Below are 24787 nucleotides of genomic sequence, written 5' to 3' on the forward strand. Positions count from 1 at the left end.
GTATCAGTGGTGAAGATAGTGAACTGGACAGCCCCGGCCCCGGGCGGGCGGGGGCCGATGCATCAGGCCGCGACGCCGCTCATATAGGCGGGCGGCGCGTCCACGACCGGGGCGAACGGGAAGCCGGTGCGCGCCGGCATCGGATAGTCGGCGATCAGGTCCGCCACGCGCTCGACGTCGGCATCGGCCAGCGCCGGATAGATCGGCAGGCACAGCACGCGGTCGGCGGCATCGGCGGCCACCGGCAGGTTGCTGCGCGAGGCCGACGGCAGCCCGCGATAGACCGGGAAATCCGAGATCAGCGGATAGAAGTAGCGCCGCGCATAGATGTCGTGCTCGCGGAACTTCTGGTACAGCGCATCGCGGGTCAGCGGATAGGCGTCCGACACCAGGATGGGGAAGTACGAGTAGTTGGCGGTCGTGCCCGGCATCGGCGGCAGGCAGTGGATGCCCGGAATATCGCCCAGCAGCACCCGGTAGCGGGCGTCGATCTCCTTGCGGCGCGCCAGCGCCTGGTCGATATGCTGCAGCTGGAGCATCCCGAACGCCGCGTTGATCTCGCTCATCTTCCCGTTGATGCCGGGTGCGACCACGGTGACCTCGTCGACGAAGCCGAAGTTCTTCAGATGGTCGATGCGCTGCTTGGTCTTGGCATCCGGGCAGATGATCGCCCCACCCTCGAAGGTGTTGAACACCTTGGTCGCGTGAAAGCTGAGCACCGACAGGTCGCCATGGCGCAGGATGCTGCCGGCGGCCGTGTGCACGCCAAAGGCATGCGCCGCGTCATAGATCACGCGCAGGTTGTAGTTGTCCGCGAGCTTCTGGATCGCATCCACGTCGCACGGGCGGCCATAGCAGTGCACCGGCATGATGGCGGTGGTCTGCGGGGTGATGGCCGCCTCGATGCGGGCCGGGTCCAGGTTCAGCGTCTTCGGGCACACGTCGGCGAACACCGGCGTGATGCCGTTCCAGTGCAGCGAGTGCGCGGTAGCGGCGAACGAGTACGGCGTCGTGATGACCTCGCCGGAGATGCGCAGCGCCTGCAGCGCCGTCACCAGCGCCAGCGTGCCGTTGGCGAACAGCGCGAGGTGCTCGACCCCGAGGTATTCGCACAGCGCCTTCTCCAGCTGCTGGTGGTAAGGGCCGCCATTGGTCAGGATCCGGTTCTCCCAGATCGACTCCAGGTAGGGAATGAATTCTTCCAGCGGCGGCAGGTAAGGCTGCGTGACGTAGACAGGATTTTTCATGGCTCGATCGTGAAGCTGGTTGCCGGCTCGCTGGCGCACCAGGAGGCCCACATCTTGCGCATGGCCTTCTCGAGGCCGCGCGCCACAAAGTCGGGACGAAGCAGGGACGACGTTTCGATGCGCTGGCGCATGCCGGCGCGATGGGCGGCCAGTCCCGGGATATCGTTGGCCCAGCGCACGGCCTTTTCGACCAGTTCGTCGGCCGATTCGGAGACCCAGTCGCTCAGGCCCACCTGGTGCAGCACGCCGGAGGTCTGGCGCGACACGCGCGTCTCGCCGCTCAGCGCGAGGATCGGCACGCCCATCCACAGCGAGTGGCACGTGGTGGTGCCGCCCGTGTAGGGGAAGGTATCGAGCGCGATGTCCACCTCGTTATGCATCGCGAGGTAGGTCTTCATCGCGACGTTCGGCCGCGTGCGGATACGGTCTGCGGAGACGCCGAACCTGGCGAAGCGCTCCTTGATGCGGACGGACAGGTCCGCATCCATATTGCCCATGAAGATCCTCGAGTCCGGCACGCTGGTGAGCACACGCCCCCACAGCGCGAGCACGTCGTCGCTGATCTTGGTGTAGCGATTGAAGCTGCCAAACGTGACATAGCCATTCTTCATCGCCGGCGATGGGCCGACCGGCGCGCTGTCGGGCGACGGACGGAACGTGAATGCGGCGGGCAGGTACACGAGCTTTTCGGTGAACTGCGCGTCCAGCACGCCCGGTGCCGCGGCATGGCTGTCGGTGATGAAGTAATCCATCTCCGCCAGGCCGGTGGTTCCCGGATAGCCGATCCAGCTCACCTGCACGGGCGCGGGGCGCATGGCGAACGCGGTCAGTCGATTGCCGTCGGTATGGCCGGACAGATCGAACAGGATGTCGATGCGATCCTGGACGATCAGGTCGCGCAGCTGCGCCTCCGTCATCGAGCGCACGCGCCGCCACGATTTCGTCAACGGCTTGACGCGCTCCGACGTCCTGTCGTCCTGATCGCCGGTGTGATAGGCATAGATCTGGTATTGCTCGCGGTCGAGCTCCTCCCAGATCGGCTCCAGGAAGTTCATCACGGCGTGCTGGCGCAGGTCGCCCGAAACAAAGCCCACACGCAACGGGCGCGCCGGATCGCGGTCGTTGGCATGGCGCTTCTGCACCTGCCCACGCGCACGTTTCGCCGCCATCTCGCCGAAACTGCGGTGCTCGCGGAACAGGTCCTTCGCGCTGTAGCACGACCGGTGCGACATCAGGAACAGCATATTGCTCTGCACCGCGTGCAGCTGCGGATTCAGTTCGAGCGCGCGGCGATAGCTGGCCTCGGCCATATTCAAGTCGCCGCTCTCGCTGTACACGATGCCCAGCATGTTGTGGGTGCGATCGAACCTAGGATCCAACTTCAGCGACGCCTGCAGGCATCCCAGCGCCGCGTCGAATTTGCGCGCCCAGCGCAGGGCCAGCGCCAGCCGGTTGTACTTGACGGGATCGGTCGGCTTGAGCAGGACCGCCCGGTTGGCGATCTGTTCGGCAGACACGTACCGACGGTGTTCGACCAGCATGTCGCTGAACTCGGTCTGTGCGTCCGGATCCAGCGCCTTGAGCGATATGGCGCGCCCCATGGCGACCAATGCGTCGTCGGCACGGCCCTGCTGCTTGAGCAGCCGGGCCAGGCTATGCCAGCCGTCGGCGGACGCCGGATGGTTCTGCAACAGCGCGCGCAGCTCGGTCTCCGCCTCCGGCAGTTTGGCGGCATCCCACAGGGTCTGGATGCGCACGAAATCGTTGCGCAGCGCGCGCGACAGCGCCTTTGCCTGCGCGGTCTGTTGCACCCCGGCGGTGGCGGCATCGCGCAGCACGTGGGTGAAGTGGGCTTCCATCCGGTGCCACCAGACGACATCGCGCCAGTCGTTTCGCGTGCTCAGCGCCTGGTAGTGGTCGGCCCACGCCTGAGCGGAACCGGTCAGCAGGCCCTGGTCGCGCAGGCGCTCCATCAGGCCCGGAATGTCGAGCGGGTTCTCCCGTTCCGGCTCCTCGGCAGCGGCCGCGCTCTCGCGGCACAGATGGGCTGGCGCCGCGGCGTCATCGCCGCGCAGGAATTGCGCTTCGTCGGCGCTCAGCGCGAGCTGGACGGGCGCGTGCCACAGCGACCACGTGCCTAGTTGTCCGCCGTCCGGCTGCGCGTCCAGCGCGGCGCGCAGATGCGGCAGCAGACGCAGCGAGGCGGCCGTGTCAACATCGTAGGGCGTGGCCTCGGCGGCCATGCGCAGAATGCCGGCGCGCAGCATGGTCTCCAGGGCCTTGCGCACCGACTGGCGCAATACATCCTTGTCTTCCCATGCCTGGTCGGGCATCGCCGCTGCCAGGTCGGCGACGCTGCAGCTCGCAGGCCACGACGCGGTCAGCGCGGCCATGACGGCGGCCACGCGGGTATCGCCGGTCACGATGCTGCGTCCAGCCTGGTTGCTGTACCGGCGGCGATCGATGGGCACGCCCGGCTCGGCGCGGTGCATGCGGAACACCCCGGCGAAGCGCAGAGCGTCCAGGCGGCTCAGGTCGGGGGCCGACAGGCACTGGCCCGCGCGTTCCTGATGCACCAGCATGCTCTGACGGAACTGGCGGCCCACCGCGAAATCGAGGAATTGCTGGCGCACCGCCGCGGTCTGGCCCAGTCCCTTCAGGCTGCTGAACAGCGCCACCTTGGCGCCGAAGGTCTGGGGAATTTCCTGCTCGGGCTCCGCGTCGCCGATATGCACCAGCCCATGCTGGACTACCGTATTGGCAAACTCGATGAAGTAGCCCGCGGAAGGCGCGCCGTCCTGCAGGAACTCCGTCGCGAGCTCGTCGTCGGACAGGCCCTTGGCGTAGTCGAGCATCGGCGCCAGCGGCGAGGCGAGGCGCGGGTTGTCGGCCAGGCATTCGCTGAACATGGTCAGCATGGTGCGCGCCTCGGCAATGCTCTCGGCGATGCCGGACGCGGCATGGCCGGCGAACTGCATGGCATCGCGCAGTACGTCCTTGCCCTTCCATCCGGGCAGCGTGTGATAGCTGACGAATGCCACGCCCAGCGGCGACAGCAGCTGCTTGCACAGCGCCAGCAGCGCGTGGCCCAGCTCGTCCGGTACCGTGCCGTAGGTCTGGTGCAGCACGATGTAGTCGAACTGCCCCAGGTCCGCGACGAGATCGACCTCGCCCATGACATGGAAGCGCACGTTTGCCGCACCGAGCCGGGCCGCGTTTGCCCGGGCCGTTTCCACATCGTCGGGGTTGGCGTCCACGCCGACCACGTGCGCGCCGGGATAGCCCAGCGCGAACGGGAACAGGTTATCGCCGACACCGCATCCCAGCTCCAGCACCCGCGCCTGCGCCAGCGGCACGGTCTCGATGCCGTAGAGATGGGCCGCCGCCCGCAACTGGATGGGGGAGCTGGCAAAGACGGTGCGAGGCGCGGCTTGCGCCTGCTCTTGCGGCGCCGCTTTTTCGCCGATGACGGTGTCGGATAGGTTCACAGAGGGATTTCCCGGCGTGCGTACGGATGAATCGGAAGATGGCGCTGAGCGTATCAAGCCACCCTCCCGGCCAATCCCAAGAACAGAACCGGAATGAGCGGGCATTTCGCGCCCTGCCGCGAGCCGCCGCCCCTGCGCGTGCGCGAGCGGCGTGCCGCAATCGGCGGAAATAGCCGGTTTTTCGTCGGGAGTTCCCCTGATCGTCCGCAGCCCGAGCCGATATGCTTCGTCGGGCCGAATCGGGAAGGGGCAAGGTGTGCCGCCGCCGCGCATGCCGACCCGCCGATCGCAGACCGACCAACCTTGACCGGCCAGGCAACGCCGGCCGCAAGCTACCGAACCATGAGCACAATCGCACCCATCGAAGGCATGATCCAGCAGCTGCGCGGCATCGCGCAGGGCGCCACCGGCGCACCGGCCGGCGCCGCCGAGGCATCCTCCGGCGGCTTCGCCGGCGAACTGCAGCGCACGATGCAACGCATCAACGCCAACCAGGAAAAGGCCAACGGTTTGGCCGAGGCGTTCGAACTGGGCAAGCCCGGCGTGGCGCTGAACGACGTGATGATCGAGCTGCAAAAGGCCGGCATCTCGTTCCAGACCGGCGTGCAGGTCCGCAACCGCCTGGTCCAGGCCTACCAGGAAGTGATGAGCATGGCGGTGTAAGGGTCGGGCAAGGACTCTCCCCGCACTTGCGCATCGCCGACGACGGCCCTCCGCTCGCACCGAGCCGGGGGCCGTTTTCACGCCCGCAGAGAGAGGCGAATCCCGGCCACCCGCGAGGCCGGCAGCCGCCGCCACGGAAATTTCGCCCCATCCGGGGAACTCCCCCTAAAAACTCGCCCTATTCGGCCGATTGTCGCGGGCGCGACTGCACGATCATCTCTACCGTGCCGGACTTGGCCGACGAGCGCCCGCTTTTCGCGGTGCGGCTACGGCGGTCCAGCCCCCCACTCGATCAACTTTCGCAGGAGTACGCGTGTCTTGTCTGCAGCGTAACGTGAGCCATGCCGGCATCGGCGGGAGCGCCCCGGGCGCGTCTTGCGGCCCGATGGCCCGGACGGCCCGGACGGCCTCGGCGTCCAACCAGGAGTCGCGTCGATGAACGCCGCCGTGGCCAGCCTGACGAACACGTCAGCGGTTTTTGAACGGATCAAGGCCAATCCGAAGCTGCCCCTGATGCTGGGCGGCGCGGCACTGGCCGCCGCCATCGTGGTCGGCGTGCTGTGGTCCCGCGCGCCTGACTACAAGGTGCTGTACAGCAACCTGTCGGAGAAGGACGGCGGCGCCGTCATCGCCTCGCTGCAGCAGATGAACGTGCCGTACAAGTTCGCCGAAGGCGGCGGTGCGGTCATGGTGCCGGCCGACAAGGTGCACGAGCTGCGCCTGCGGCTCGCGTCCCAGGGTCTGCCCAAGAGCGGCACGACCGGCATGGAGCTGATGGACAACCAGAAGTTCGGCATCAGCCAGTTCGCAGAGCAGGTCAACTACCAGCGCGGCCTGGAGGGCGAACTCGCCCGTTCGATCGAATCCATCGCCGCGGTGGAATCGGCGCGCGTGCATCTGGCCATTCCGAAGCCCACCCTGTTCGTGCGCGAGCGCCAGAAGCCCACCGCGTCGATCGTGCTGCAGCTCTATCCGGGCCGCGCCATCGACGAGGGCCAGGTCGCCGCGATCAGCCACATGGTGTCGTCCAGCGTTCCCGAACTGACGCCCAAGGCCATCTCCATCGTCGACCAGCACGGCAACCTGCTGTCGGGCAACGGCACCAACGAGCGCATGCTCGACGCGACCCAGCTCAAGTACGTGCAGGCGCTGGAGCGCACCTATGTGCAACGCGTGGAAGCCATCCTCGCGCCGATCCTTGGCCAGGGCAACGTGAAGGCCCAGGTCACCGCCGACGTCGACTTCAATATCGTCGAGCACACCGACGAGTCGTACAAGCCGAACCAGGACCCGACCCGCGCCGCGATCCGCAGCCAGCAGTCGAGCGAGTCGAACCAGCAAGGCGGCTCGCCCGTCGGCGGCGTGCCCGGCGCGCTGTCGAACCAGCCGCCGCTGCAGGCCACTGCGCCGGTCGCGACCCAGCAGCCGCCGCGTCCCGGCCAGCCGCCCGCGCAGCCCGGCCAGCAGCCCGGCCAGCAAGGCGCGCAGGCGCAGAACGCCCAGGCTCAGGCACAGGCCGCCGCACCGGCCGCGCCCACCGGCCCGAGCAGCAGCCGCCGCGACTCGACCACGAACTACGAGCTGGACCGCACGGTGCGCCACGTACAGCAGGCGCCCGGCGGCATCCGCCGCCTGTCGGTTGCCGTTGTGGTCAATCACCGCACGGTGGTCGGCGCCAACGGCAAGCGCGTCACCGAGGCCATTCCGGCCGCCCAGCTGGCGCAGATCGAGAACCTCGCCAAGGAAGCCGTGGGCTTCAAGGGCGACCGCGGCGACTCGCTGAATGTGGTCAACAGCCCGTTCACCTCGGATGTCGTGGAAAAGCCGGAACTGCCGGTGTGGAAGCAGCCTGAAATGATCGAACTGGCCAAGACGGTCGCCGGTTACCTGGCACTGGCACTGCTGGCGATGTTCGTGTGGTTCAAGGTGGCGCGCCCGATCGTGCGCAAGTACACCGCGCCGCCGCTGCCGCCGCCCGCCGAAGAACAAGCGTCCGAAGCCATCATGCTGCCGGTGGAAGATCCGGCCGATCCGGAAGTGGTACGACTTGCAGCCAAATACGAAAGCGATCTCGCCCTGGTGCGCGACGCCGCGCAACGCGACCCGCGCCTGGTCGCCAGTGTGATCAAGAACTGGATGAGCAGCGATGAACGATGAGGGATTGCAGAAGAGCGCCATCCTGATGATGTCGCTCGGTGAGGATTCCGCGGCCGAGGTGTTCAAGCACCTGGCGCCGCGCGAGGTCCAGAGCCTGGGTACCGCCATGGCGCAGTTGAGCCAGGTGACCCGCGAGCAGATGGCGGAAGTGCTGGCCGAATTCCGCGCCGAGACCGAACAGTTCCTGGCGCTGAACGTGGATTCGAGCTCGTTCATCAAGAGCGTGCTGAACAAGGCGCTGGGCGAGGAACGTGCGCTGTCGGTGATCGAGGACATCCTCGAATCGCGCGACCCGGGTGCGGGCATCGATTCGCTGAACTGGATGGATGCCACCTCGGTGGCCGAGTTGATCCGCGACGAGCATCCGCAGATCATCGCGACCATCCTGATCCACCTGGACCGCCAGAAGTCGTCCGAAGTGCTGGCGCTGTTCACGGACCGCCTGCGCAACGACGTGATCCTGCGTATCGCGACCTTCGGCGGCGTCCAGCCGGGCGCCCTGCAGGAGCTGACCGACGTGCTGACCAAGCTGCTGGCGGGCCAGAGCCTGAAGCGCAGCCGCATGGGCGGCGTGCGCACGGCCGCGGAGATCATCAACCTGATGAGCACCACGCAGGAAGAAGCGGTCATCGCCGGCGTGCGCCAGCACGATACGGACCTCGCGCAGAAGATCATCGACGAGATGTTCCTGTTCGAGAACCTGATGGAAGTGGACGACCGCGGCATCCAGCGCGTGCTCAAGGAAATCGCCACCGAGTCGCTCATCGTCGCGCTCAAGGGCGCGCCGGCGGAGCTGCGCGACAAGTTCATCCGCAACATGTCGACCCGTGCGGGCGAGATGCTGCGCGAGGACCTGGAAGGCCTGGGCCCGGTGCGTGTGTCGCAGGTCGAAGCCGAGCAGAAGAACATCCTGCAGGTGGTAAGGCGCCTGGCCGATGCCGGCGAGATCCAGATCGGAGCAGGCGACGATGCCTACGTCTAATCCCTACGCGAGCGGCGGCGATTTCCGGGCGGATGCGTTCGGGGAGCGCCACGCCGAAGCGCGCGCGCCCGAACAGCGCGCCCAGCGCTTCACCGGTTTCGACGAGCTGAACGCGCCCTCGGCGCCGCCGGCCGGCGCCATCGCCTCCTCGCGCCAGCAGCCCAATGGCTGGCAGCGCTGGAAGATGGTGTCGCTCGATCCGCGCGACAAGCTGCCGCCGGCGCCGGCCTTCGTGCCGAGCGAACCGGCACCGCCGCCGATCGACTTCGCGGCCATCGAGGCGATGCGCGAAGGCGCCCGCAAGGAAGGCTACGCGCAGGGCTATACGCAGGGACAGACACAGGGCTATGGCGACGGCCATCGCGAAGGCTATGCGCGCGGACTGGAAACGGCCCGCAGCGAGGCCGCGCGGCTGCACGACCTCGCTGCAACGTTCAGCACGGCGCTGCGCCGGGTGGACGAGGAAGTGGCGCAGAGCCTGATCGCGCTGGCGCTCGACGTGGCGCGCCAGCTGGTGCGCCAGACCGTCGCGGCGGAGCCCGCGGTGCTGCTGCCGGCGGTGCGCGAGCTGCTGGCGGCCGAACCCGCGCTGGCGGGCTCGCCCTGCCTGCTCGTCCATCCGGACGACGTCACGCTGGTGCATACGCACCTGCAGGGCGAGCTGGAAGCCGCGGGCTGGGTAGTGCGCGGCGATGCCGCCATCGCGCGCGGCGGCTGCATCGCCAGCGCGGCGAGCGGCGAGATCGATGCCACGCTGACCACGCGCTGGAATCGGGTCGTCAAGGCGATGGGCCGCGACGAACCGTGGGAGCCGCCGCATGACTGACATGACGACCGACGCGCGGCCCGAAGCGGCGGCGCCCGCCACCGACAGCGGCCTGCACGGCCAGCGCTGGCGCGATGCGCTGCGCGTGGCGGCCACCAACGTTGGCCATATCGACAGCAAGCGCAGCGCCGGCCGGCTCACGCGTGCCGCCGGCCTGGTGCTCGAGGCCGTGGGCGTGCGCATGCCCGTGGGCAGCGACTGCCTGATCGAAGTGCCGGGCCACGGCAAGGACGACGGCCCGCGCCTGGCCGAGGCCGAAGTGGTGGGCTTCGGTGCCGACCGCCTGTACCTGATGCCGCAGTCCGACGTGGCGGGGCTGCTGCCCGGCGCGCGCGTCTATCCGCTCGAGCCGAGCCCCATGCCGACCGGCGACAACAGCCCGCGCGAACCGGGCTCCAAGCGCCTGCCGGTCGGAGAGGGCCTGCTCGGCCGCGTGCTCGATGCCGCCGGCCGCCCGCTCGACGGCCTCGGCCCGCTCAATGCCGCCCGCGAGGTGCCGCTGGCCGGCGCCCAGATCAATCCGCTCACGCGCGCGCCCATCGAAACGGTGCTGGACGTGGGCGTGCGCGCGATCAACGGCATGCTCACCGTCGGCCGCGGCCAGCGCATGGGCTTGTTCGCGGGCTCGGGCGTCGGCAAGAGCGTCCTGCTGGGCATGATGGCGCGCTACACCAGCGCGGAAGTGATCGTGGTCGGCCTGATCGGCGAGCGCGGCCGCGAAGTGAAGGACTTCATCGAGAACATCCTCGGCGAGGAAGGCCGCGCCCGTTCCGTGGTGGTGGCCGCCCCCGCCGATACTTCGCCGCTGCTGCGCATGCAGGGCGCGGCGTATGCGACCCGGCTGGCCGAGTACTTCCGCGACCAGGGCCGCCATGTGCTGCTGATCATGGATTCGCTGACCCGCTACGCGATGGCGCAGCGCGAGATCGCGCTGGCCATCGGCGAGCCGCCGGCCACCAAGGGCTATCCGCCCTCGGTCTTCGCCAAGCTGCCGACGCTGGTCGAGCGCACCGGCAATGGCCCGGAAGGCGGCGGCTCCATTACCGCCTTCTATACCGTGCTGACCGAAGGCGATGACCAGCAGGACCCGATCGCCGATTCGGCGCGCGCCATTCTGGACGGGCATATCGTGCTCTCGCGCAGCCTGGCCGAATCGGGCCACTACCCGGCCATCGACGTGGAAGCGTCGATCAGCCGGGCGATGACCGCGCTGATCGAGCCCAACCAGTTCGCCTCGGTGCGCCGCTTCAAGCAGCTGATGTCGCGCTACCAGCGCAACCGCGATCTGATCAGCGTGGGCGCCTATGTGCCCGGCGCCGATCCGGAGCTGGATCTGGCCATCCGGATGCATCCGCGCATGGAAGCGTTCCTGCAGCAGGATATCCACGAGCGCGCCGGCTACGACGCGTCGATCGAGCAGTTGCACAGCCTCTTCGACAGGAGCCAACATGGCTAAGCCGTCCACCCTGAACACGCTGGTCGACCTGGCGCAGGACCAGACCGATATCGCCGCGCGCGAGCTTGGCAAGCTGCAAGCCCTGCGCACGCAGGCGGAGCAGCAGCTCACCGCGCTCACGCAGTACCGCGAGGAATACCGCCAGCGCATGCAGGCGCTGATGCGCGACGGCATGACGTCCAGCCGCTGGCACGACTTCTCGCAGTTCCTCGACTCGCTCGATCTCGCCATCCGCCAGCAGGGCGAGGCGCTGGCCCGCGCCGAGGCGCAGTTGCTGGCCGGCCGCGCCAACTGGCAGCAGCAAAAGCGCAAGCTGAACTCCTTCGACACGCTGGTCACGCGCGCCGAAGCGCGCGAGCAGAAGGTCGCCGACCGCCGCGACCAGCGCAACATGGACGAATTCGCCGCACGCGCCGCGCGCCTGCAGCTGGTCGCCAAACACTGAGTGGGCGCGAGCCCAGCCATACGATGATCGATATCTCGCAGATTGTGAACAGCGCCGCCAATGCGGCGACGCAGGCCAGCCGGCCCGCCAGCCAGAACGCCGACGCGGCGTTCGGCAGCGCACTGGGCCGCGCCCGCGAGGCCGCGGGCAAGAGCGACAAGGCCAACAACGCCGAGAGCGCCCGCCCCGCCGCTCAGGCCGGCAAGACGGAAAAGCCGCAACAGGCCGACAAGGGCAATCAATCCGATAAGGCCGATAAGGCCGACAAGGCCGACGGCGCCGCCGGCAAGGCCGCCGACGCCGACACGCCCCGCGCCGACCAGAACGCCCGGCCCGACGACAAGGCCGTGGCCGGAAAGCCGGCCGGCGATGCCGGCAAGGACGACGCGGAGACGGAAACCGAGCAGGCCGCGATCGACCCGAACGCATCGGCCGCCGCCGCCGCGCTGGCCGCGCTGCTGGGCGTGCCCGTGCCCACCCCGGCGCCGGCCGCCACGGTGCCGACCGGCGCGGCCGGCACCGCCGCCCTGCCGGGCACGGGCGCCGATGCCGCCATCGGCCTGCCGGCCGCGGCGTTGCCGAACGCTGCCACCACCGCGGGCACGACCCCCGAGGGCGATGCCGCCGCCGGCTCGACCTTCGCGACCGACACCCTGAACACCATCGCGTCGCAACGCGCCGCGATGGCCGCCACGGCCGCCCAGGGCGATGGGGCGCCGGACGCCACCACTGCCACCGGCACGGCCCCGCAGGGCACCGATCTGGCCGCCGCCCTCAAGGCGGCCATGAGCGCCAGCGCCGGCAGCCAGGGCGGCGCCCAGTCCGGCACCGGCCAGCAGCAATCCGGCCTGCCGCAGCAGCAGGATGCGCCGCAGGCGGCCGCCGCCGACGCGGCCCGCGCTCTGCCGGCCGCACCGATCGTGCCGGCCGCGCAGGCCGCCACCGACACCGCCGCACCGGACGCCCTCGCCGTCGACACCGCGGCGCAGGCTCCGGTCGCCTCGGATCTGGCCGCCACGACGCTGGGCACCGCGTCGGCCGGCACCGGTACCCTGTCGCGGGCCGCGGCCCCGACCGTTGCCCCGCCCGTGGGCGACCACGAGTGGCCCCAGGCCCTGAGCCAGCAGATGGTGCGCCTCTCCACGCAGGGCAATCACACGGCCGAGCTGCAGCTGAACCCGCCCGATCTCGGTCCGCTGAAGGTCGTGCTCAATGTGGTGAACGACCAGGCGCAGGCCAGCTTCGTCTCGCCGCATGCCTCGGTGCGCGCGGCCGTGGAAGCGGCCCTGCCGCAACTGCGCTCAGCGATGGCCGAAAGCGGCATCCAGCTCGGCCAGACGTCGGTCGGCGGCGAACAATACGCCGGCCAGCCGGGCAACGGCCAGCAACAGCAGCAGCCGCAGCCGGGCCAGCGCGGCCAGGGCTTCTCGCAGTTCGGCCTGGAATCGCCGCAGGCGCCCGCACCGGCCCGCACCGCACCGCAGCCGCGCCAGCTGGCGCGGGGTGAAGTGGATACCTTCGCCTGAGCCTTATCGACCCGGTAAGCTCCCCTCTCCCGCCAGCGGGAGAGGGAGCAAGGCGCGGCCACGCGTCTCTTCGGAATTCAATCGCAAGACCCGGAGTGCCCCGGCGCGCGATCGTCCCTATCATGCAATCAACACCCGACCTCATGCCGCATGCGGCACGGAACGATTGCCATGAACACCATCGCTGAACCGCACACCAGCCCCGCCGACGCGCTGACCGACGACCCCCGCTGGCGCGCCGTGATCGAACGCGACGCCAACGCCGACGGCACCTTCTTCTACTCGGTGCGCACCACCGGCGTCTATTGCCGGCCTTCCTGCGGCGCCCGCCGGCCGCTGCGCGAGAACGTGGGCTTCCATGCCACCGCGGCCGATGCGGAGCGCGCCGGCTTCCGCCCGTGCAAGCGGTGCAAGCCCGGCCAGCCCACGCTGGCGCAACGCCACGCCGCCATGGTGGTGGCCGCGTGCCGCCAGATCGAGAGCGCCGACGAGCCGCCCTCGCTGGCCACGCTGGCCGCCGCGGCCGGCACCAGCCCGCACCACTTCCACCGCATCTTCCGGCAGATCACCGGCGTCACCCCGGCGGACTATGTCAGCGCCCATCGCGGCCAGCGGGTGCGCGAACGCCTCGCACGGGGTGCGTCGGTGACCGAGGCCATCTACGACGCGGGCTTCCAGTCCAACGGCCGCTTCTACGCGGAGGCCGCCCGCACGCTCGGGATGAAACCGTCGACGTACCGTGCGGGCGGCCGCGACACCGACATCCGCTTCGCCATCGGCCAGTGCTCGCTCGGCGCGGTGCTGGTCGCCAGCACCGCGCAGGGCATCTGCGCGATCTCGCTGGGCGAGGATCCGGATCCGCTGCTGCGCGAGTTGCAGGACCGCTTTCCCGCGGCCGAGCTGATCGGCGGCGATGCCGATTACGAGCGCGTGGTGGCGCGCGTCGTGGCGATGATCGAAGCGCCGGGACAGCACGAGGCCCTGCCGCTCGACGTGCGCGGCACGGTATTCCAGCAGCGGGTCTGGCAGGCGCTGCGGGAGATTCCCGCAGGGGAAACGGCGAGCTACGCCGAGATCGCGCAGCGCATCGGCGCGCCGGCCGCGGTGCGCGCGGTCGCCCAGGCATGCGGGGCCAATACCATCGCGGTGGCGATTCCGTGCCATCGCGTGGTGAGGCAGGATGGCGCGCTGTCGGGCTACCGCTGGGGCGTAGAACGGAAGCGCCAACTCCTGGCGCGGGAGGCCGGGCAATGAGCGAAGCCGCTGCCCGGATCGTGCAGCGCCAGCGCGCGGAAGAGGACCCGCGCGTGCGGGCACTGGACTGGGACGAGATCGCCGCGCGCCTGGACAGCCACGGCTACGCGGTGCTCCCGCGCCTGCTGGCGCCGGCGGAATGCCGCGCACTGGCCGGTCTCTATGACGACGCGTCGCTGTTCCGTAGCCGCGTGGTGATGGCCCGTCACGGCTTTGGCCGCGGCGAATACCAGTACTTCGCCTATCCGCTGCCGCCGCTGATCGCGCAGTGGCGCACGGCGCTCTACCCGCCGCTGCGCCAGATCGCCAACCGCTGGCATCGCGCGATGGGCATCGAGGTGCAGTTTCCCGCCACGCACGCCGACTTCCTCGCGCGCTGCCACCGGCATGGCCAGCACCGGCCCACCCCGCTGCTGCTGCGCTATGCCCCGGGCGACTACAACTGCCTGCACCAGGATCTGTACGGCGAGCACGTATTCCCGCTGCAGACGGCGATCCTGCTGTCCGCGCCGGGCGAGGACTTCACAGGCGGCGAGTTCGTGCTGACGGAGCAACGGCCCCGCATGCAGTCGCGGCCCAGCGTGGTGCCGCTGGGCCAGGGCGATGCGGTGGTCTTTGCCGTGCATCACCGGCCGGTGCAGGGCACCCGCGGGGTCTATCGAGTCAACCTGCGCCACGGCGTCAGCGAGGTTCGCAGCGGGCAGCGGTTCACGGCGGGTATCATCTTCCACGACGCGCAATAGGCGCGCCCGCTCCCAGCCATTGCCGCCCCGCGGCACCCATCATGACGTTCGACCTGTTCGACAACCTCGCCGAAGCGGCGCCGGAACCCGCCATCGAGCCGCTGGGCGACGGCGCCATGGTGCTGCGCGCGTTCGCCCGGGCCCGCGAGGAGGCGCTGGCGCGAGCCATCGCTGCGATCGCCGAGGCCGCGCCGTTCCGCCATCTGATCACGCCCGGTGGGTTCCGCATGTCGGTTGCCATGACCAACTGCGGCAAGGTGGGCTGGGTTTCCGATCGCACCGGCTATCGCTACGATCCCGTCGATCCGCAAACGCAGCGGCCGTGGCCCGCCATGCCGCCCGTCTTCGCCGAACTGGCCCGCGATGCCGCGGCGCGGGCCGGCTACCCCGGCTTCGCGCCCGACGCCTGCCTGATCAACCGCTACGCGCCCGGCTCGCGGCTGTCGCTGCATCAGGACCGCGACGAACTGGACCTGGACGCGCCCATCGTCTCTGTCTCGCTGGGCCTGCCCGCGGTGTTCCTGTTCGGCGGGCTGCGCCGCGCCGACCGGCCTGCTCGCGTGCGCGTGGCCCATGGCGACGTGGTGGTATGGGGCGGACCCTCGCGCCTGGCCTACCATGGCGTGGCCCCGCTGGCCGACGGCGATCATCCCGCCTTCGGGCGCGCGCGCCTGAACCTGACGTTCCGCAAGGCGCGCTAGGTTCGCCGCGCACGCGGCCGCCTACTGTTGGCCCGCCCCCGCCGCTTCCCGCGTGGTGCCGATCGGCGTGCCCGCCTGAAGGGTCTTGGTGACCGGCGTCTTGCCGGCGATGTCCAGCAGCCGCTCCCATTGCTCGTCGCTCAGCGGCGCCGATGTGGCGAGCACGCGGTCGATGCGCGCGTTGCCGTCCCGGTCCTTCAGCAGCGTCAGATCCACGCGCAGATCGCCCAGGTCCCAGCCCTTGCGCTCGGCGTACATGCGCAGGGTGATCGCCGTGCAGGCTCCGAGGCCCGCGAGCACCAGGTCGTACGGCGCGGCGCCCGCGTCCTGTCCGCCCGCATGCGCGGGCTCGTCGGCGATCAACCGGTGCGCACCGGTGGTGACCTCGTGGCGATAGTTGGGGCCGGCGGCCCGGACACTGGCTTGCGAGACAGCTTTCATGGCGATGCGCTCCTGTCGGTGATCTGCATGGTGAGAAGAATCAGGCATTATCGCCGCCCGCTGCCGCCTGCTGGCCGAGGTCGCCGAAGCGGGCGACGTAGTGCCACACCTTCTTGAGGCATTGCGGATCATGCTCGCCGGTGCTCGCCGCGTCCCCGATGATGGCCGGCGTCAGCCAGCCCTCGCGCGCGATCGCAAGGGCCAGGGAGACGGGCTCCGGTCCGCGGTAATCCGGATAGCGCGAGAGCGCGTCCACATGCAGCCGGAAGCCGGCATGCCACTCCACCGAGCAAGGCAGCGCGCGCGCCAGCGCCTCCACCTGCGTGCCCCGGTAGCAGGGATCGAGCACCAGTGCCTCGACATCGCGCGCCAGCACCAGCGGCCCGTGCACATGCGCCTCGATATAGTCGTCCAGCGCATCGCGGCAGTCGGCCTGCGCGTGCGCGACCAGCCCCATGCGCGCGGCCACGCCGAAATGCACGGGGTCGAACACGCTGTCCGGATAGCAGAAGGTCGTGCGGGCCAGCACCTCGGCACGCAAGCGCAGATGGGCTGAGCCGAAGCGGGGCGAGCCGCCGGTAGCGCGGCGCCGATGGTCAAGCGCCCCGTACTTCGGGCGCTCGGCGGCGGGCGCGTCATCGTAGGCCGCGCCGAAGATGCGGCTTTCCCAGCGCCAGCGGTCGCCGCCCGGATGGGCGGTGAGGCCCCCATTGCTGGTGCCCGTCTCGAATTGGGAGCGGTACACGCCATCGCGCGCGAGCGCCTCCAGGATGGGCATGCCGCGCTCGGCGCGGTCGGGGTGAAAGTTCAGCGTGACGCGCAGCGAGGCGTCGATGGGCGCGCCGTCGCTGCGGGCGGCGACATGCGCCAGCGCGCGGTCTTGCGGTGAGCCGGGCGCGGGAGACCACGGGGCGGAAGCGGGACAGGCAACGGACATGGCGTTGGCCGGGCGAACACGATAAACCCCGTAATCTACACCCGCCCCGAAGCGGTCAGCCCATCCGGGCCCGCGATGCCTGCGTGCGGCGCCACGCCGCCGGCGGCGCGCCGAATTCGCGCCGGAACGCGCGGCTGAAGGCCGTATCGGTCTGGTACCCCACGTCCTCCGCAATGCGCGCGAGCGGCGCATCGCTGCCACACAGCAGATTGGCGGCCAGCATCATGCGCCACTGCGTGAGGTACTGCATCGGCGAGCAGCCCACCAGATGCTGGAAGCGCTCGGCCAGCACCGAACGCGACGTTCCGGCCTCTCGCGCCAGTTCCTCCAGCGTCCACGCATGCGCGGGACGCCTGTGCAGCGCGTTGAGCGCCGCGCCCACCACGCGATCGCCCACGCCCGCCAGCCAGCCGACGCGCTCGTCCCCATGCTCGTTCATGTAGAGCCGCAGCACTTCGATGAACAGCGCCTCGGCAAGCCGCGCCAGCACGCCGGCGCGGCCGGGCGCCGGGGCACGCGCCTCGCTCAGGGCGTAGCGCACGGTGGCCTCCAGCCAGTCGCCCGCATGCGAACCGCGCACGTTGACCCGCATCAGCGGCGGCAGAGCGGCAAGCAACATGCGCGCAAGCCGCGCATCGCAGGCGAGATAGCCGCACACCAGCCGCGTGCAAGCGGCGCCCTCGCCATGGCCGGCCCGGCGCGCCGGGCGCGACAGCTGCGCCTGCAGCGGCGCGCACATCGCCGGCGGCAGGCCGGGCTGCGAGCACATCCGGTGCGCTTGACCCTGAGGAAATACGACGGCGTCGCCGGCCGTCAGCGATACCGGCGCGGTGCCGTCCATCTCCACCCAGCAGTCGCCCTCGGTCACCAGATGGAAGATCACCACGCTGTTGGCGCCCGGTTCCAGCAGCGGCGCGACGGCGTCGGCATGCGCGGAGTGGTAGCACCACGGCGCACGGAAGCGGGCCTCGACGAACAGGGCGCCGAGCAGCCGCACCAGGCGCAGGGTCTCGGACAGCGCGTCCATCACCGTCGCCCCGCACCGGCTGGGCGCGCGGCCCCGGGCACTGCCTCGCCGTTGCGCTTGCTGACCATGGCAGCACCCTCCCTGCCGTTCGATGTTCTGGATTGTGGTGCGCGCCGCGCGCGAAGCCAAGGAATCGTTGGGCGGTCTTGCCGGACGCTCGGGCAGGCAGTGGCGACGCGTGGACAGGACGGCGCGGCGCCAACGCGGCAAAGTGCGCCACGGGCAAGCCATTCGATCCCATCCGAACGAAGCGACCCGCGCACCGCGGCGGCAACGGACCGCGGACCGACGATACAAGGAGCAAGAACATGGACGCACCCAACACCACTCAGGCCCCGGACTTCGCCGCGGTCAAGACGCGCCAGCAGGCCGCATGGGCCAGCGGCAACTACGCGGTGATCGGGGTCACACTGCAACTGGTCGGCGAGTCGCTCGCCGAAGCCTGCGACCTGCGCTGGGACGAGAAAGTGCTGGACGTGGCCGCCGGTAACGGCAACGTCACGCTCGCGGCCGCGCGGCGGGGCTGCAAGGTGATCTCGACCGACTATGTGCCGGCGCTGCTGGAGCGCGGCGCCAAACGGGCGGACGCCGAGGGGCTGCAGGTGGAATTCCGCGAGGCCGACGCGGAAGCGCTGCCCTTCGACGATGCCAGTTTCGACGCGGTGGTTTCCACCTTCGGCGTCATGTTCACGCCGAACCAGCAGCAGGCGGCGTCGGAGATGGCGCGCGTATGCCGCCCCGGCGGACGGATCGGCATGGCGAACTGGACGCCCGAGGGCTTTATCGGCCAGATGTTCAAGACGCTGGGCAAGCACATGCCGCCACCGGCCGGCGTGCAGCCGCCATCGCGCTGGGGCGTCGAGGACAATCTGCGCACCATGTTCGGGGAGCAGGCGGCGGAGATCACCGCCAACAAGCGGTTCTTCAATTTCCGCTATCGCTCGCCGGCGCACTTCATCGAGGTCTTCCGCACCTGGTACGGGCCCGTGCACAAGGCGTTCGCCGCGCTGCCGCCGGAAGCCGGCGCCGCGCTGGAGCGCGACCTGTCGGCGCTGATGGAAAGCCTGAACAAGGGCGGGCCGAACTCGCTGGTGATCCCGGGCGAGTATCTGGAGGTCGTCATCAAGCGCCGTTAGCCGACGCAGGAAGCAAAAAACCGCGGCCCTGGGGCCGCGGTTTTTTGCTTGTCTGCCGGTTCCGCGAGAGCGGGACCGGCATGGTGGCTACAGCATCAGGCGCCGATCGGCTTGCCGTCCTTGTGGCGCACGACGATCGTCGAGGAGCGAGCCGGCAGCGAGGCGCTGGGCCACTGCTTGGTCGGATGCTGGATGTTGATGAAGAACGTCGTCAGGTCCGGCGTGTAGGCGATGCCGGTGATTTCGCAACCCTCCGGGCCAACCAGGAAGCGCTTGCACTCGCGGGTGACCTGGTCGACGAAGTGCATCGAGTTCGCACCGAAGACGCTGGTGGTGCTCGAACCCGTGCCGGCGTCGGTCTGCACCCACAGGCGGCCCTGCGAATCGACGCGGATGCCGTCCGGGCTGGAGAACGTGTCGCCCTTGATATCGCCCTTCAGGTTGGCGGCCGAGAGCGACGGGTCGCCCGCGAGCAGCAGGATTTCCCACTGGAACGTCGTGGCCAGCGGCGAATTGCCCGTTTCCTTCCAGCGGATGATGTGGCCATGCGGGTTGTTCGCACGCGGGTTGGCGGCATCGACCACCTGACGGCCGCCGTTGTTCGTCAGCGTGCAGTACACGGTCTTGTCCAGGCCCACCGTGATCCACTCCGGACGATCCATCAGCGTGCCACCGGCCACGCGGGCGGCCGACTTGGTGTTGATCAGCACGTCGGCTTGCGTCGCGAAGTTGACGGTCACCGGGGTCTGCGGACCTTGCGAGACATTGCCCGGATCGGTCGCGCCGACCAGCAGGCCGTTCTTGCCCTGCGTCAGTTCCACCCACTCGCCCGTGCCGTTTGCGTTGAACTTGGCAACGTACAGCGTGCCGTTGTCCAGCAGGTTCATGTTCGCGGCGCGGTTGTTCGGATCGAACGCGGCGTTCGGGATGAACTTGTAGATGCAGCCCGGCGTGCCGTCATCGCCCATGTAGAACGCGACGCGGTTGTTGGCGTCCGTCATGAACGCGGTGTTCTCGTGGTCGAAACGGCCCATCGCGGTGCGCTTGGTCGGCGCGCCCAGTTCGTTGAGCGGATCGATTTCCACCACCCAGCCGTAGCCTTCGTCGGCATTGGTGGGATCGAGGTAGTTGTTCTGCGTTTCTTCGCAGGTCAGGTACGTGCCCCACGGCGTGGCGCCGCTGGAGCAGTTGTTCAGCGTGCCGACCACGGTGGAGCCCACCACGCTGGCGGCGGGGCCCGACACGCGGTACAGCGTGTTGCCGGTGTAGCGCTTGTTATAGCGCGAGTTCTTCTTGACCTGCCACTTGTTGTTGGCGAATTCGACTTCGATGACCGACACGCCGACGTGCGACAGCGCCAGGCGCTTTTGCTCCGGCGTGGCGGTGGCGCCGTCGTAGCTGTAGCCCGACGGGAACAGCAGCGCCGAATCCAGATTCTCGTGGTTGATCGCCAGCAGGCCGCCCTTCTGCGGGTCGACACCGGGGATCGCGAAGAAGTGCATGCCGTCGTGCTGGCCACCGGCCTGGCGCTCGGTATCGGCCGACGATTGCAGCGTGCCGGTGTAGCCCACCGAACCTGCTTCGACGGGGTCGCCGGCCGAGAACAGGACTTCGTACGAGTAGTTCTCCGGCAGCGTGACCGTGTCGGCCGTCACCTTGTCGGCGACAGGCGTGAAACGCACGCTGTAGTCCAGCGGCTCGGCCGGGGTCGGGCCAGGAACCGGTGCGGGAGCGGGCGCTGCGCCCGGGCCCGGTGCCGGAGCCGGTGCGGGGCCGTCGTCATCACCACCACAGGCTGCGAGCAGGCTGCTGCCACCGAACACGGACAGCAGCGACATGCTCAGGCCACCGCGAAGGATCTTGCGGCGCTCAGGGTTGGCGGCAACGATGTCTTCGAGCATCTGGCCGGGAACGGTGACAACGCCTTGAGCTTCGCGGTACGGGGCGCGAGCCTTATCAGTGAGATACGACATGAATAGGGACCTCCTTCGTTTATGGGGCCCGCCGCATGGAAGGTGTGCGGTGGGTTTTGATCGGGCCCGATAGTAGAGAGGTTCTGTGACCGTACCGTTACACCTTGTATCTTTCAGCAGGCATTGGCATGCGGCAAACCGGCAATGGCGGCTCGCCAAACCTGGACGGGAAAGCGGCTCGGAGAACGGCTGCGCCGCAGCGCTCGACGACGCGGGTAGCAGGGGCCGGATGAAGGCGCCCGCCGCGGGGGCGGCATACTGTATATTCATACAGTTTTTCGCTTTACCTGCCTTGCCAGCCCCGTCCCCATGGTTCCCGCTTCCACCCCGCCGCAAACCTGCGCCGACAGCACGCCGCGCTACACCGTTGCCGTGCGCGCGCTCTGCGAGTTCACGGCGCGCGCCGGCAGCCTGGACCTGCGCTTCACGCCCTCGCCCACCGCGCAGGAGGGCATGGCCGGCCACGGCGTGGTGACGGCGCGGCGACCTGCCGGCTACCGGACCGAGATCAGCCTGTCCGGCCAGTTCGGGACACTGGTGGTGCGCGGACGCGCGGACGGCTACGATCCGGCGCGCAATCTGCTGGAAGAAATCAAGACGGTGCGCGGCGAGGCGGTCGAGGTGCCGGAGAACCACCGCGCGCTGCATCTCGCGCAGGCCAGGGTGTACGGCTGGCTGCTGTGCCAGCAACTGGATCTGGCCGAACTGGACATCGCGGTGGTGTATTTCGACATCGTCAGCCAGCGCGAGCAATCCCGTGTCGAACGCTACGATGCCGCCGCGCTGCGTGCGTTCTTCGAAGACCAGTGCCGGCGCTTTCTGCAATGGGCGGAGCGCGAGGTCGCGCATCGCACCGCGCGCGACGGCGCGCTCGCGGCCCTGACCTTTCCGCATGCGGGCTTCCGCACGGGGCAACGCGAACTGGCCGAGACCGTCTACAAGGCCAACGTCGCCGGCCGCTGCCTGATGGCGCAGGCCCCCACGGGGATCGGCAAGACCATCGGCACGCTGTTTCCCGCGCTCAAGGCCGTTCCCGGCCAGCGCATCGACAAGCTGTTCTTCCTGTCGGCGCGCTCGACCGGCCGCGCGCTCGCGCTGGACGCCATCGCCGTACTGCGCCGGCAGACGCCCGCGCCGCCGCTGCGCGTGCTCGAACTGATCGCGCGCGACAAGGCATGCGAGCATCCCGACCTGGCCTGCCACGGCGAGTCGTGCCCGCTGGCGCGCGGCTTCTACGATCGCCTGGCGGCCGCGCGGGCCGCGGCGTGCGAGCTGGCCACGCTGGACCGCGACAGCGTGCGCAACGTGGCGCTGGCGCACGGCATCTGCCCCTACTACCTCGGCCAGGAACTGGCGCGCTGGAGCGACGTGGTGGTGGCCGACTACAACTACTACTTCGACCGCAGCGCGATGCTGTATGCGCTGACCGCGGCCAACGAATGGCGCGTCAGCGTGCTGGTGGACGAAGCCCACAATCTCGTCGAACGCGCGCGTGGGATGTATTCCGCGGAACTGGACCAGGACACGTTCCGCGGCGTCAGGCGCCACGCGCCGGCCTCGCTGCGTACCGCGATGGACCGCGTCCATCGGCAATGGAATGCGCTGGCGAAGGCGCAGTCCGACGACTACTGTGCCTATCCCACCGTACCCGCTGCGTTCGTGACGGCGCTGGAGCAGGCGGGTGCAGCCCTGCTCGACCACCTCGGAGAACACCCGGCCGAGCACGACGCCGCGTTGCAGCGCTTCTACTTCGACAGCCTGCACTTCTGCCGGCTGGCCGAGCAGATGACGGAGCATTCGCTGTTCGACATCACGCGCCGCGCCGCACGCGGCGCCGCGCGCGCAAGCACGACCGTCTGCGTCCGCAACGTCGTGCCCGCGCCGTTCCTGCGGCCGCGCTTCGCGGCCTCGCATTCGACCACGCTGTTCTCGGCCACGCTGAACCCGCGCGAGTACTACACCGACATGTTGGGGGTGCCCGAACGCACCGCATGGGTCGAGGTGGCCTCGCCGTTCGAAGCGGACCAGCTGTCGGTCCGCATCGCGCGCCATGTCTCCACGCGATTCGCCCACCGCGCCCGCTCGATGCCCGATATCGTCGCGCTGATGGGCCGGCAGTACGAAGCCACGCCCGGCAACTATCTCGCCTTCTTCAGCAGCCACGACTATCTGCAGGAGGCCGCGGCGCTGTTCGTGCAACGCTATCCGGACATTCCATGCTGGACCCAGGTGCGCGCGATGAGCGAGGCCGAGCAGCAGCAGTTCCTGCAGGCATTCCAGCCGGGTGGCCGTGGCATTGGCTTCGCGGTACTGGGCGGCTCCTTCGCCGAAGGCGTGGACCTGCCGGGCGACCGCCTGATCGGCGCCTTCGTCGCCACGCTGGGACTACCCCAGTTCAATGCGGTCAACGAGCAGTTTCGCGAGCGCATGGAGCGGCTGTTTCGCCAGGGCTACGAATACACCTACCTGTATCCGGGCCTGCGCAAGGTGGTGCAGGCCGCCGGGCGCGTGATCCGCACCCGGCAGGACCGGGGCGTGGTCCACCTGATCGACGACCGCTTCGCACGCGCCGAGGTGCGCCCGCTGCTGCCGCGATGGTGGCAGGTGCAGGCATGAGCCGGACCGCCGGCGACCCCGCGCGCCGGCGGCCCTCTCGATGCACGCGCTACGTTGCCGGTGTCCGGCACGTTGGCAACGTCAGGAGTTCTGGATGCCGCGCTGCTGGATGAAGTCGCCCCATACCTTCGCGTCCGACACCGCGCGCTGCTTGATGGCACCGGCCGAACCGGACAGCGGCTCCAGATAGAGCCCCGCCAGCTTGTTCCTGACCTGCGCATCGTTGAGGAAGGCCTGCACCGAGGCGTTCAGGCGAGCGACGATCTTCGGATCCATGTCGGCCGGCCCGAGCAGCGCATACCAGCCCGGCATTACCGGCACATCGAGCCCCGCTTCCCTGACGGTCGGCACATTGGGAAGCTGCTGCGCGCGCTTCTGACCGACGATCGCCACGGGCACCACGTTGCCGCCGCCGATCTGCGGCAACGCCGCACCCAGCACGCTCACCATCGCATCCACCTCGCCGCCGATCACGCCGGTCAGTGCCGGGCCCGAGCCCTTGTAGGCCACGTGCGTCAGCTTGATGCCCGCCTTGTCGGCCAGCATTTCCATCGCCAGGTGCGTGGAATTGCCGACGCCCGCGCTGCCATAGCTCAGCCCGCCCGGCTTGGTCTTCGCCTTCTCGATGAAGCCGGCCATGGACGTGATGCCGCTGGCCTTGCTCGCCACCAGCACGAACGGGGTATCCACCACCGGGGCGATGAAGGTGAAGTCCTTCTGCGCGTCATACGGGAGCGACTTGTACAGATGCTGGTTGAAGCTGACCTGCGATACGCCGGCGAGCAGCACGGTGTAGCCATCGGCCGGCTGCTTGGCGACGAAGGATGCGCCGATGATGCCGTTGGCGCCGGGCCGGTTGTCCACGACGACGGACTGCCCGAGATCCTTGCCCAGCTTCTCGCCCAGCAGGCGCGCCACCACGTCGCCGCCCGAACCCGCGGACTGCGGCACCACGAGACGGATGGGTCGATTCGGAAAACCCTCCTGCGCTTGCACGCCGGCGGCGGTGAATGCGAACACGCCAGCCAGCGCGGCGGAAATCAAAGGTCGGAACATCAGTACTTCTCCCGTAAAAATGGAACGCGGTGCAGGCAGGCGGGCGGCGAATGGAGGGCCGCCTCGTTGGGTGTCGTGCGGTGGACCGGGCTCCCTGCCTGACCTGGACCGAT

At 69.3% G+C, this 24787-nt stretch carries 18 protein-coding genes and 1 pseudogene; 12 read left to right on the forward strand and 7 right to left on the reverse strand.

All coding sequences use genetic code 11. From position 1 onward, the window contains the following. Positions 1 to 149: 149 nt before the first annotated feature. Both LDO27_RS05725 and LDO27_RS05730 read right to left on the reverse strand, forming a co-directional pair. Positions 150 to 1235, reverse strand: a pseudogene (locus tag LDO27_RS05725) (DegT/DnrJ/EryC1/StrS family aminotransferase); the annotation flags it as partial. An 8-nt stretch (positions 1236 to 1243) separates the two neighbouring features. Next, a complete protein-coding gene (locus tag LDO27_RS05730) occupies positions 1244 to 4735 on the reverse strand; it encodes an O-linked N-acetylglucosamine transferase family protein (RefSeq protein ID WP_224040257.1) in 3492 nt (1163 codons plus the stop codon). 342 nt (positions 4736 to 5077) lie between these two features. On the opposite strand from LDO27_RS05730, the gene fliE reads away from it, so the two are divergent. The 10 genes from fliE (at position 5078) to alkB (ending at position 15488) form a co-directional block, all read left to right on the forward strand. Continuing rightward, on the forward strand, positions 5078 to 5398 hold the full coding sequence (fliE, locus tag LDO27_RS05735) for a flagellar hook-basal body complex protein FliE (RefSeq protein ID WP_222204767.1): 321 nt from the start codon (positions 5078 to 5080) through the stop codon (positions 5396 to 5398). Positions 5399 to 5833: 435 nt separating this feature from the next. Then, a complete protein-coding gene (gene fliF / locus LDO27_RS05740; protein WP_222204765.1) occupies positions 5834 to 7555 on the forward strand; it encodes a flagellar basal-body MS-ring/collar protein FliF in 1722 nt (573 codons plus the stop codon). Further along, positions 7545 to 8537: a flagellar motor switch protein FliG gene (gene fliG, locus LDO27_RS05745; RefSeq protein WP_222204762.1), complete on the forward strand. Its 993-nt coding sequence runs from the start codon at positions 7545 to 7547 to the stop codon at positions 8535 to 8537. The genes fliF and fliG overlap by 11 nt, the downstream gene beginning before the upstream one ends. Then, complete coding sequence (gene fliH / locus LDO27_RS05750) at positions 8524 to 9363, forward strand: flagellar assembly protein FliH (RefSeq protein WP_224040259.1); 840 nt, start codon at positions 8524 to 8526, stop codon at positions 9361 to 9363. The genes fliG and fliH overlap by 14 nt, the downstream gene beginning before the upstream one ends. 1 nt (position 9364) lies before the next feature. Continuing rightward, a complete protein-coding gene (gene fliI, locus LDO27_RS05755; protein WP_377747307.1) occupies positions 9365 to 10819 on the forward strand; it encodes a flagellar protein export ATPase FliI in 1455 nt (484 codons plus the stop codon). Next, complete coding sequence (fliJ, locus tag LDO27_RS05760; protein ID WP_222204757.1) at positions 10812 to 11264, forward strand: flagellar export protein FliJ; 453 nt, start codon at positions 10812 to 10814, stop codon at positions 11262 to 11264. Before fliI ends, fliJ begins: the two co-directional genes overlap by 8 nt. Before the next feature lie 23 nt (positions 11265 to 11287). Next, a complete protein-coding gene (locus tag LDO27_RS05765; RefSeq protein ID WP_224040264.1) occupies positions 11288 to 12790 on the forward strand; it encodes a flagellar hook-length control protein FliK in 1503 nt (500 codons plus the stop codon). A gap of 171 nt (positions 12791 to 12961) precedes the next feature. Next, positions 12962 to 14044, forward strand: coding sequence for a bifunctional DNA-binding transcriptional regulator/O6-methylguanine-DNA methyltransferase Ada (gene ada / locus LDO27_RS05770; protein ID WP_224040266.1), 1083 nt, complete (start codon positions 12962 to 12964; stop codon positions 14042 to 14044). Continuing rightward, positions 14041 to 14787 carry a 2OG-Fe(II) oxygenase gene (locus LDO27_RS05775; protein ID WP_224040267.1) on the forward strand — a complete coding sequence of 249 codons (747 nt, stop codon included), beginning with the start codon at positions 14041 to 14043 and terminating at the stop codon, positions 14785 to 14787. Before ada ends, LDO27_RS05775 begins: the two co-directional genes overlap by 4 nt. Before the next feature lie 41 nt (positions 14788 to 14828). Further along, positions 14829 to 15488, forward strand: coding sequence for a DNA oxidative demethylase AlkB (gene alkB / locus LDO27_RS05780; RefSeq protein WP_224040268.1), 660 nt, complete (start codon positions 14829 to 14831; stop codon positions 15486 to 15488). Between the two features lie 21 nt (positions 15489 to 15509). Here the strand turns inward: alkB and LDO27_RS05785 are convergent, their stop codons facing one another. The 3 genes from LDO27_RS05785 to LDO27_RS05795 are packed head-to-tail and all read right to left on the reverse strand — an operon-like array spanning position 15510 to position 17893. After that, positions 15510 to 15929 (reverse strand): OsmC family protein, encoded by a 420-nt coding sequence (locus tag LDO27_RS05785; protein ID WP_222204745.1) that lies wholly within the window; start codon positions 15927 to 15929, stop codon positions 15510 to 15512. Between the two features lie 40 nt (positions 15930 to 15969). Beyond that, positions 15970 to 16866: a DUF3626 domain-containing protein gene (locus tag LDO27_RS05790; protein ID WP_224040269.1), complete on the reverse strand. Its 897-nt coding sequence runs from the start codon at positions 16864 to 16866 to the stop codon at positions 15970 to 15972. A gap of 55 nt (positions 16867 to 16921) precedes the next feature. Beyond that, positions 16922 to 17893: an AraC family transcriptional regulator gene (locus LDO27_RS05795; RefSeq protein ID WP_224040271.1), complete on the reverse strand. Its 972-nt coding sequence runs from the start codon at positions 17891 to 17893 to the stop codon at positions 16922 to 16924. Between the two features lie 308 nt (positions 17894 to 18201). Here LDO27_RS05795 and LDO27_RS05800 point away from each other — a divergent pair, with 308 nt between their 5' ends. After that, complete coding sequence (locus tag LDO27_RS05800) at positions 18202 to 19029, forward strand: class I SAM-dependent methyltransferase (protein WP_224040273.1); 828 nt, start codon at positions 18202 to 18204, stop codon at positions 19027 to 19029. A 95-nt stretch (positions 19030 to 19124) separates the two neighbouring features. On the opposite strand, the gene LDO27_RS05805 is transcribed toward LDO27_RS05800, so the two are convergent. Then, positions 19125 to 21002, reverse strand: coding sequence for a PhoX family protein (locus LDO27_RS05805; protein ID WP_222204736.1), 1878 nt, complete (start codon positions 21000 to 21002; stop codon positions 19125 to 19127). A 309-nt stretch (positions 21003 to 21311) separates the two neighbouring features. Here LDO27_RS05805 and LDO27_RS05810 point away from each other — a divergent pair, with 309 nt between their 5' ends. Then, positions 21312 to 23618 (forward strand): ATP-dependent DNA helicase, encoded by a 2307-nt coding sequence (locus LDO27_RS05810; RefSeq protein WP_224040275.1) that lies wholly within the window; start codon positions 21312 to 21314, stop codon positions 23616 to 23618. Positions 23619 to 23699: 81 nt separating this feature from the next. Here the strand turns inward: LDO27_RS05810 and LDO27_RS05815 are convergent, their stop codons facing one another. Next, on the reverse strand, positions 23700 to 24674 hold the full coding sequence (locus LDO27_RS05815) for a Bug family tripartite tricarboxylate transporter substrate binding protein (protein ID WP_224040277.1): 975 nt from the start codon (positions 24672 to 24674) through the stop codon (positions 23700 to 23702). Between the last annotated feature and the right edge of the window lie 113 nt (positions 24675 to 24787).

It is taken from the genome of Cupriavidus respiraculi (genome assembly GCF_914271545.1).
In the GTDB taxonomy this organism is placed as follows: Bacteria; Pseudomonadota; Gammaproteobacteria; order Burkholderiales; family Burkholderiaceae; genus Cupriavidus; species Cupriavidus respiraculi.

Bases quoted from the DNA above. Each gene is read 5' to 3' on its own strand.
- fliE (WP_222204767.1), top strand. From the start codon at position 5,078: ATGAGCACAATCGCACCCATCGAAGGCATGATCCAGCAGCTGCGCGGC.
- fliF (WP_222204765.1), top strand. From the start codon at position 5,834: ATGAACGCCGCCGTGGCCAGCCTGACGAACACGTCAGCGGTTTTTGAA.
- fliG (WP_222204762.1), top strand. From the start codon at position 7,545: ATGAACGATGAGGGATTGCAGAAGAGCGCCATCCTGATGATGTCGCTC.
- fliH (WP_224040259.1), top strand. From the start codon at position 8,524: ATGCCTACGTCTAATCCCTACGCGAGCGGCGGCGATTTCCGGGCGGAT.
- fliI (WP_377747307.1), top strand. From the start codon at position 9,365: ATGACGACCGACGCGCGGCCCGAAGCGGCGGCGCCCGCCACCGACAGC.
- fliJ (WP_222204757.1), top strand. From the start codon at position 10,812: ATGGCTAAGCCGTCCACCCTGAACACGCTGGTCGACCTGGCGCAGGAC.
- LDO27_RS05765 (WP_224040264.1), top strand. From the start codon at position 11,288: ATGATCGATATCTCGCAGATTGTGAACAGCGCCGCCAATGCGGCGACG.
- ada (WP_224040266.1), top strand. From the start codon at position 12,962: ATGAACACCATCGCTGAACCGCACACCAGCCCCGCCGACGCGCTGACC.
- LDO27_RS05775 (WP_224040267.1), top strand. From the start codon at position 14,041: ATGAGCGAAGCCGCTGCCCGGATCGTGCAGCGCCAGCGCGCGGAAGAG.
- alkB (WP_224040268.1), top strand. From the start codon at position 14,829: ATGACGTTCGACCTGTTCGACAACCTCGCCGAAGCGGCGCCGGAACCC.
- LDO27_RS05785 (WP_222204745.1), bottom strand. From the start codon at position 15,929: ATGAAAGCTGTCTCGCAAGCCAGTGTCCGGGCCGCCGGCCCCAACTAT.
- LDO27_RS05790 (WP_224040269.1), bottom strand. From the start codon at position 16,866: ATGTCCGTTGCCTGTCCCGCTTCCGCCCCGTGGTCTCCCGCGCCCGGC.
- LDO27_RS05795 (WP_224040271.1), bottom strand. From the start codon at position 17,893: ATGGACGCGCTGTCCGAGACCCTGCGCCTGGTGCGGCTGCTCGGCGCC.
- LDO27_RS05800 (WP_224040273.1), top strand. From the start codon at position 18,202: ATGGACGCACCCAACACCACTCAGGCCCCGGACTTCGCCGCGGTCAAG.
- LDO27_RS05805 (WP_222204736.1), bottom strand. From the start codon at position 21,002: ATGTCGTATCTCACTGATAAGGCTCGCGCCCCGTACCGCGAAGCTCAA.
- LDO27_RS05810 (WP_224040275.1), top strand. From the start codon at position 21,312: ATGGTTCCCGCTTCCACCCCGCCGCAAACCTGCGCCGACAGCACGCCG.
- LDO27_RS05815 (WP_224040277.1), bottom strand. From the start codon at position 24,674: ATGTTCCGACCTTTGATTTCCGCCGCGCTGGCTGGCGTGTTCGCATTC.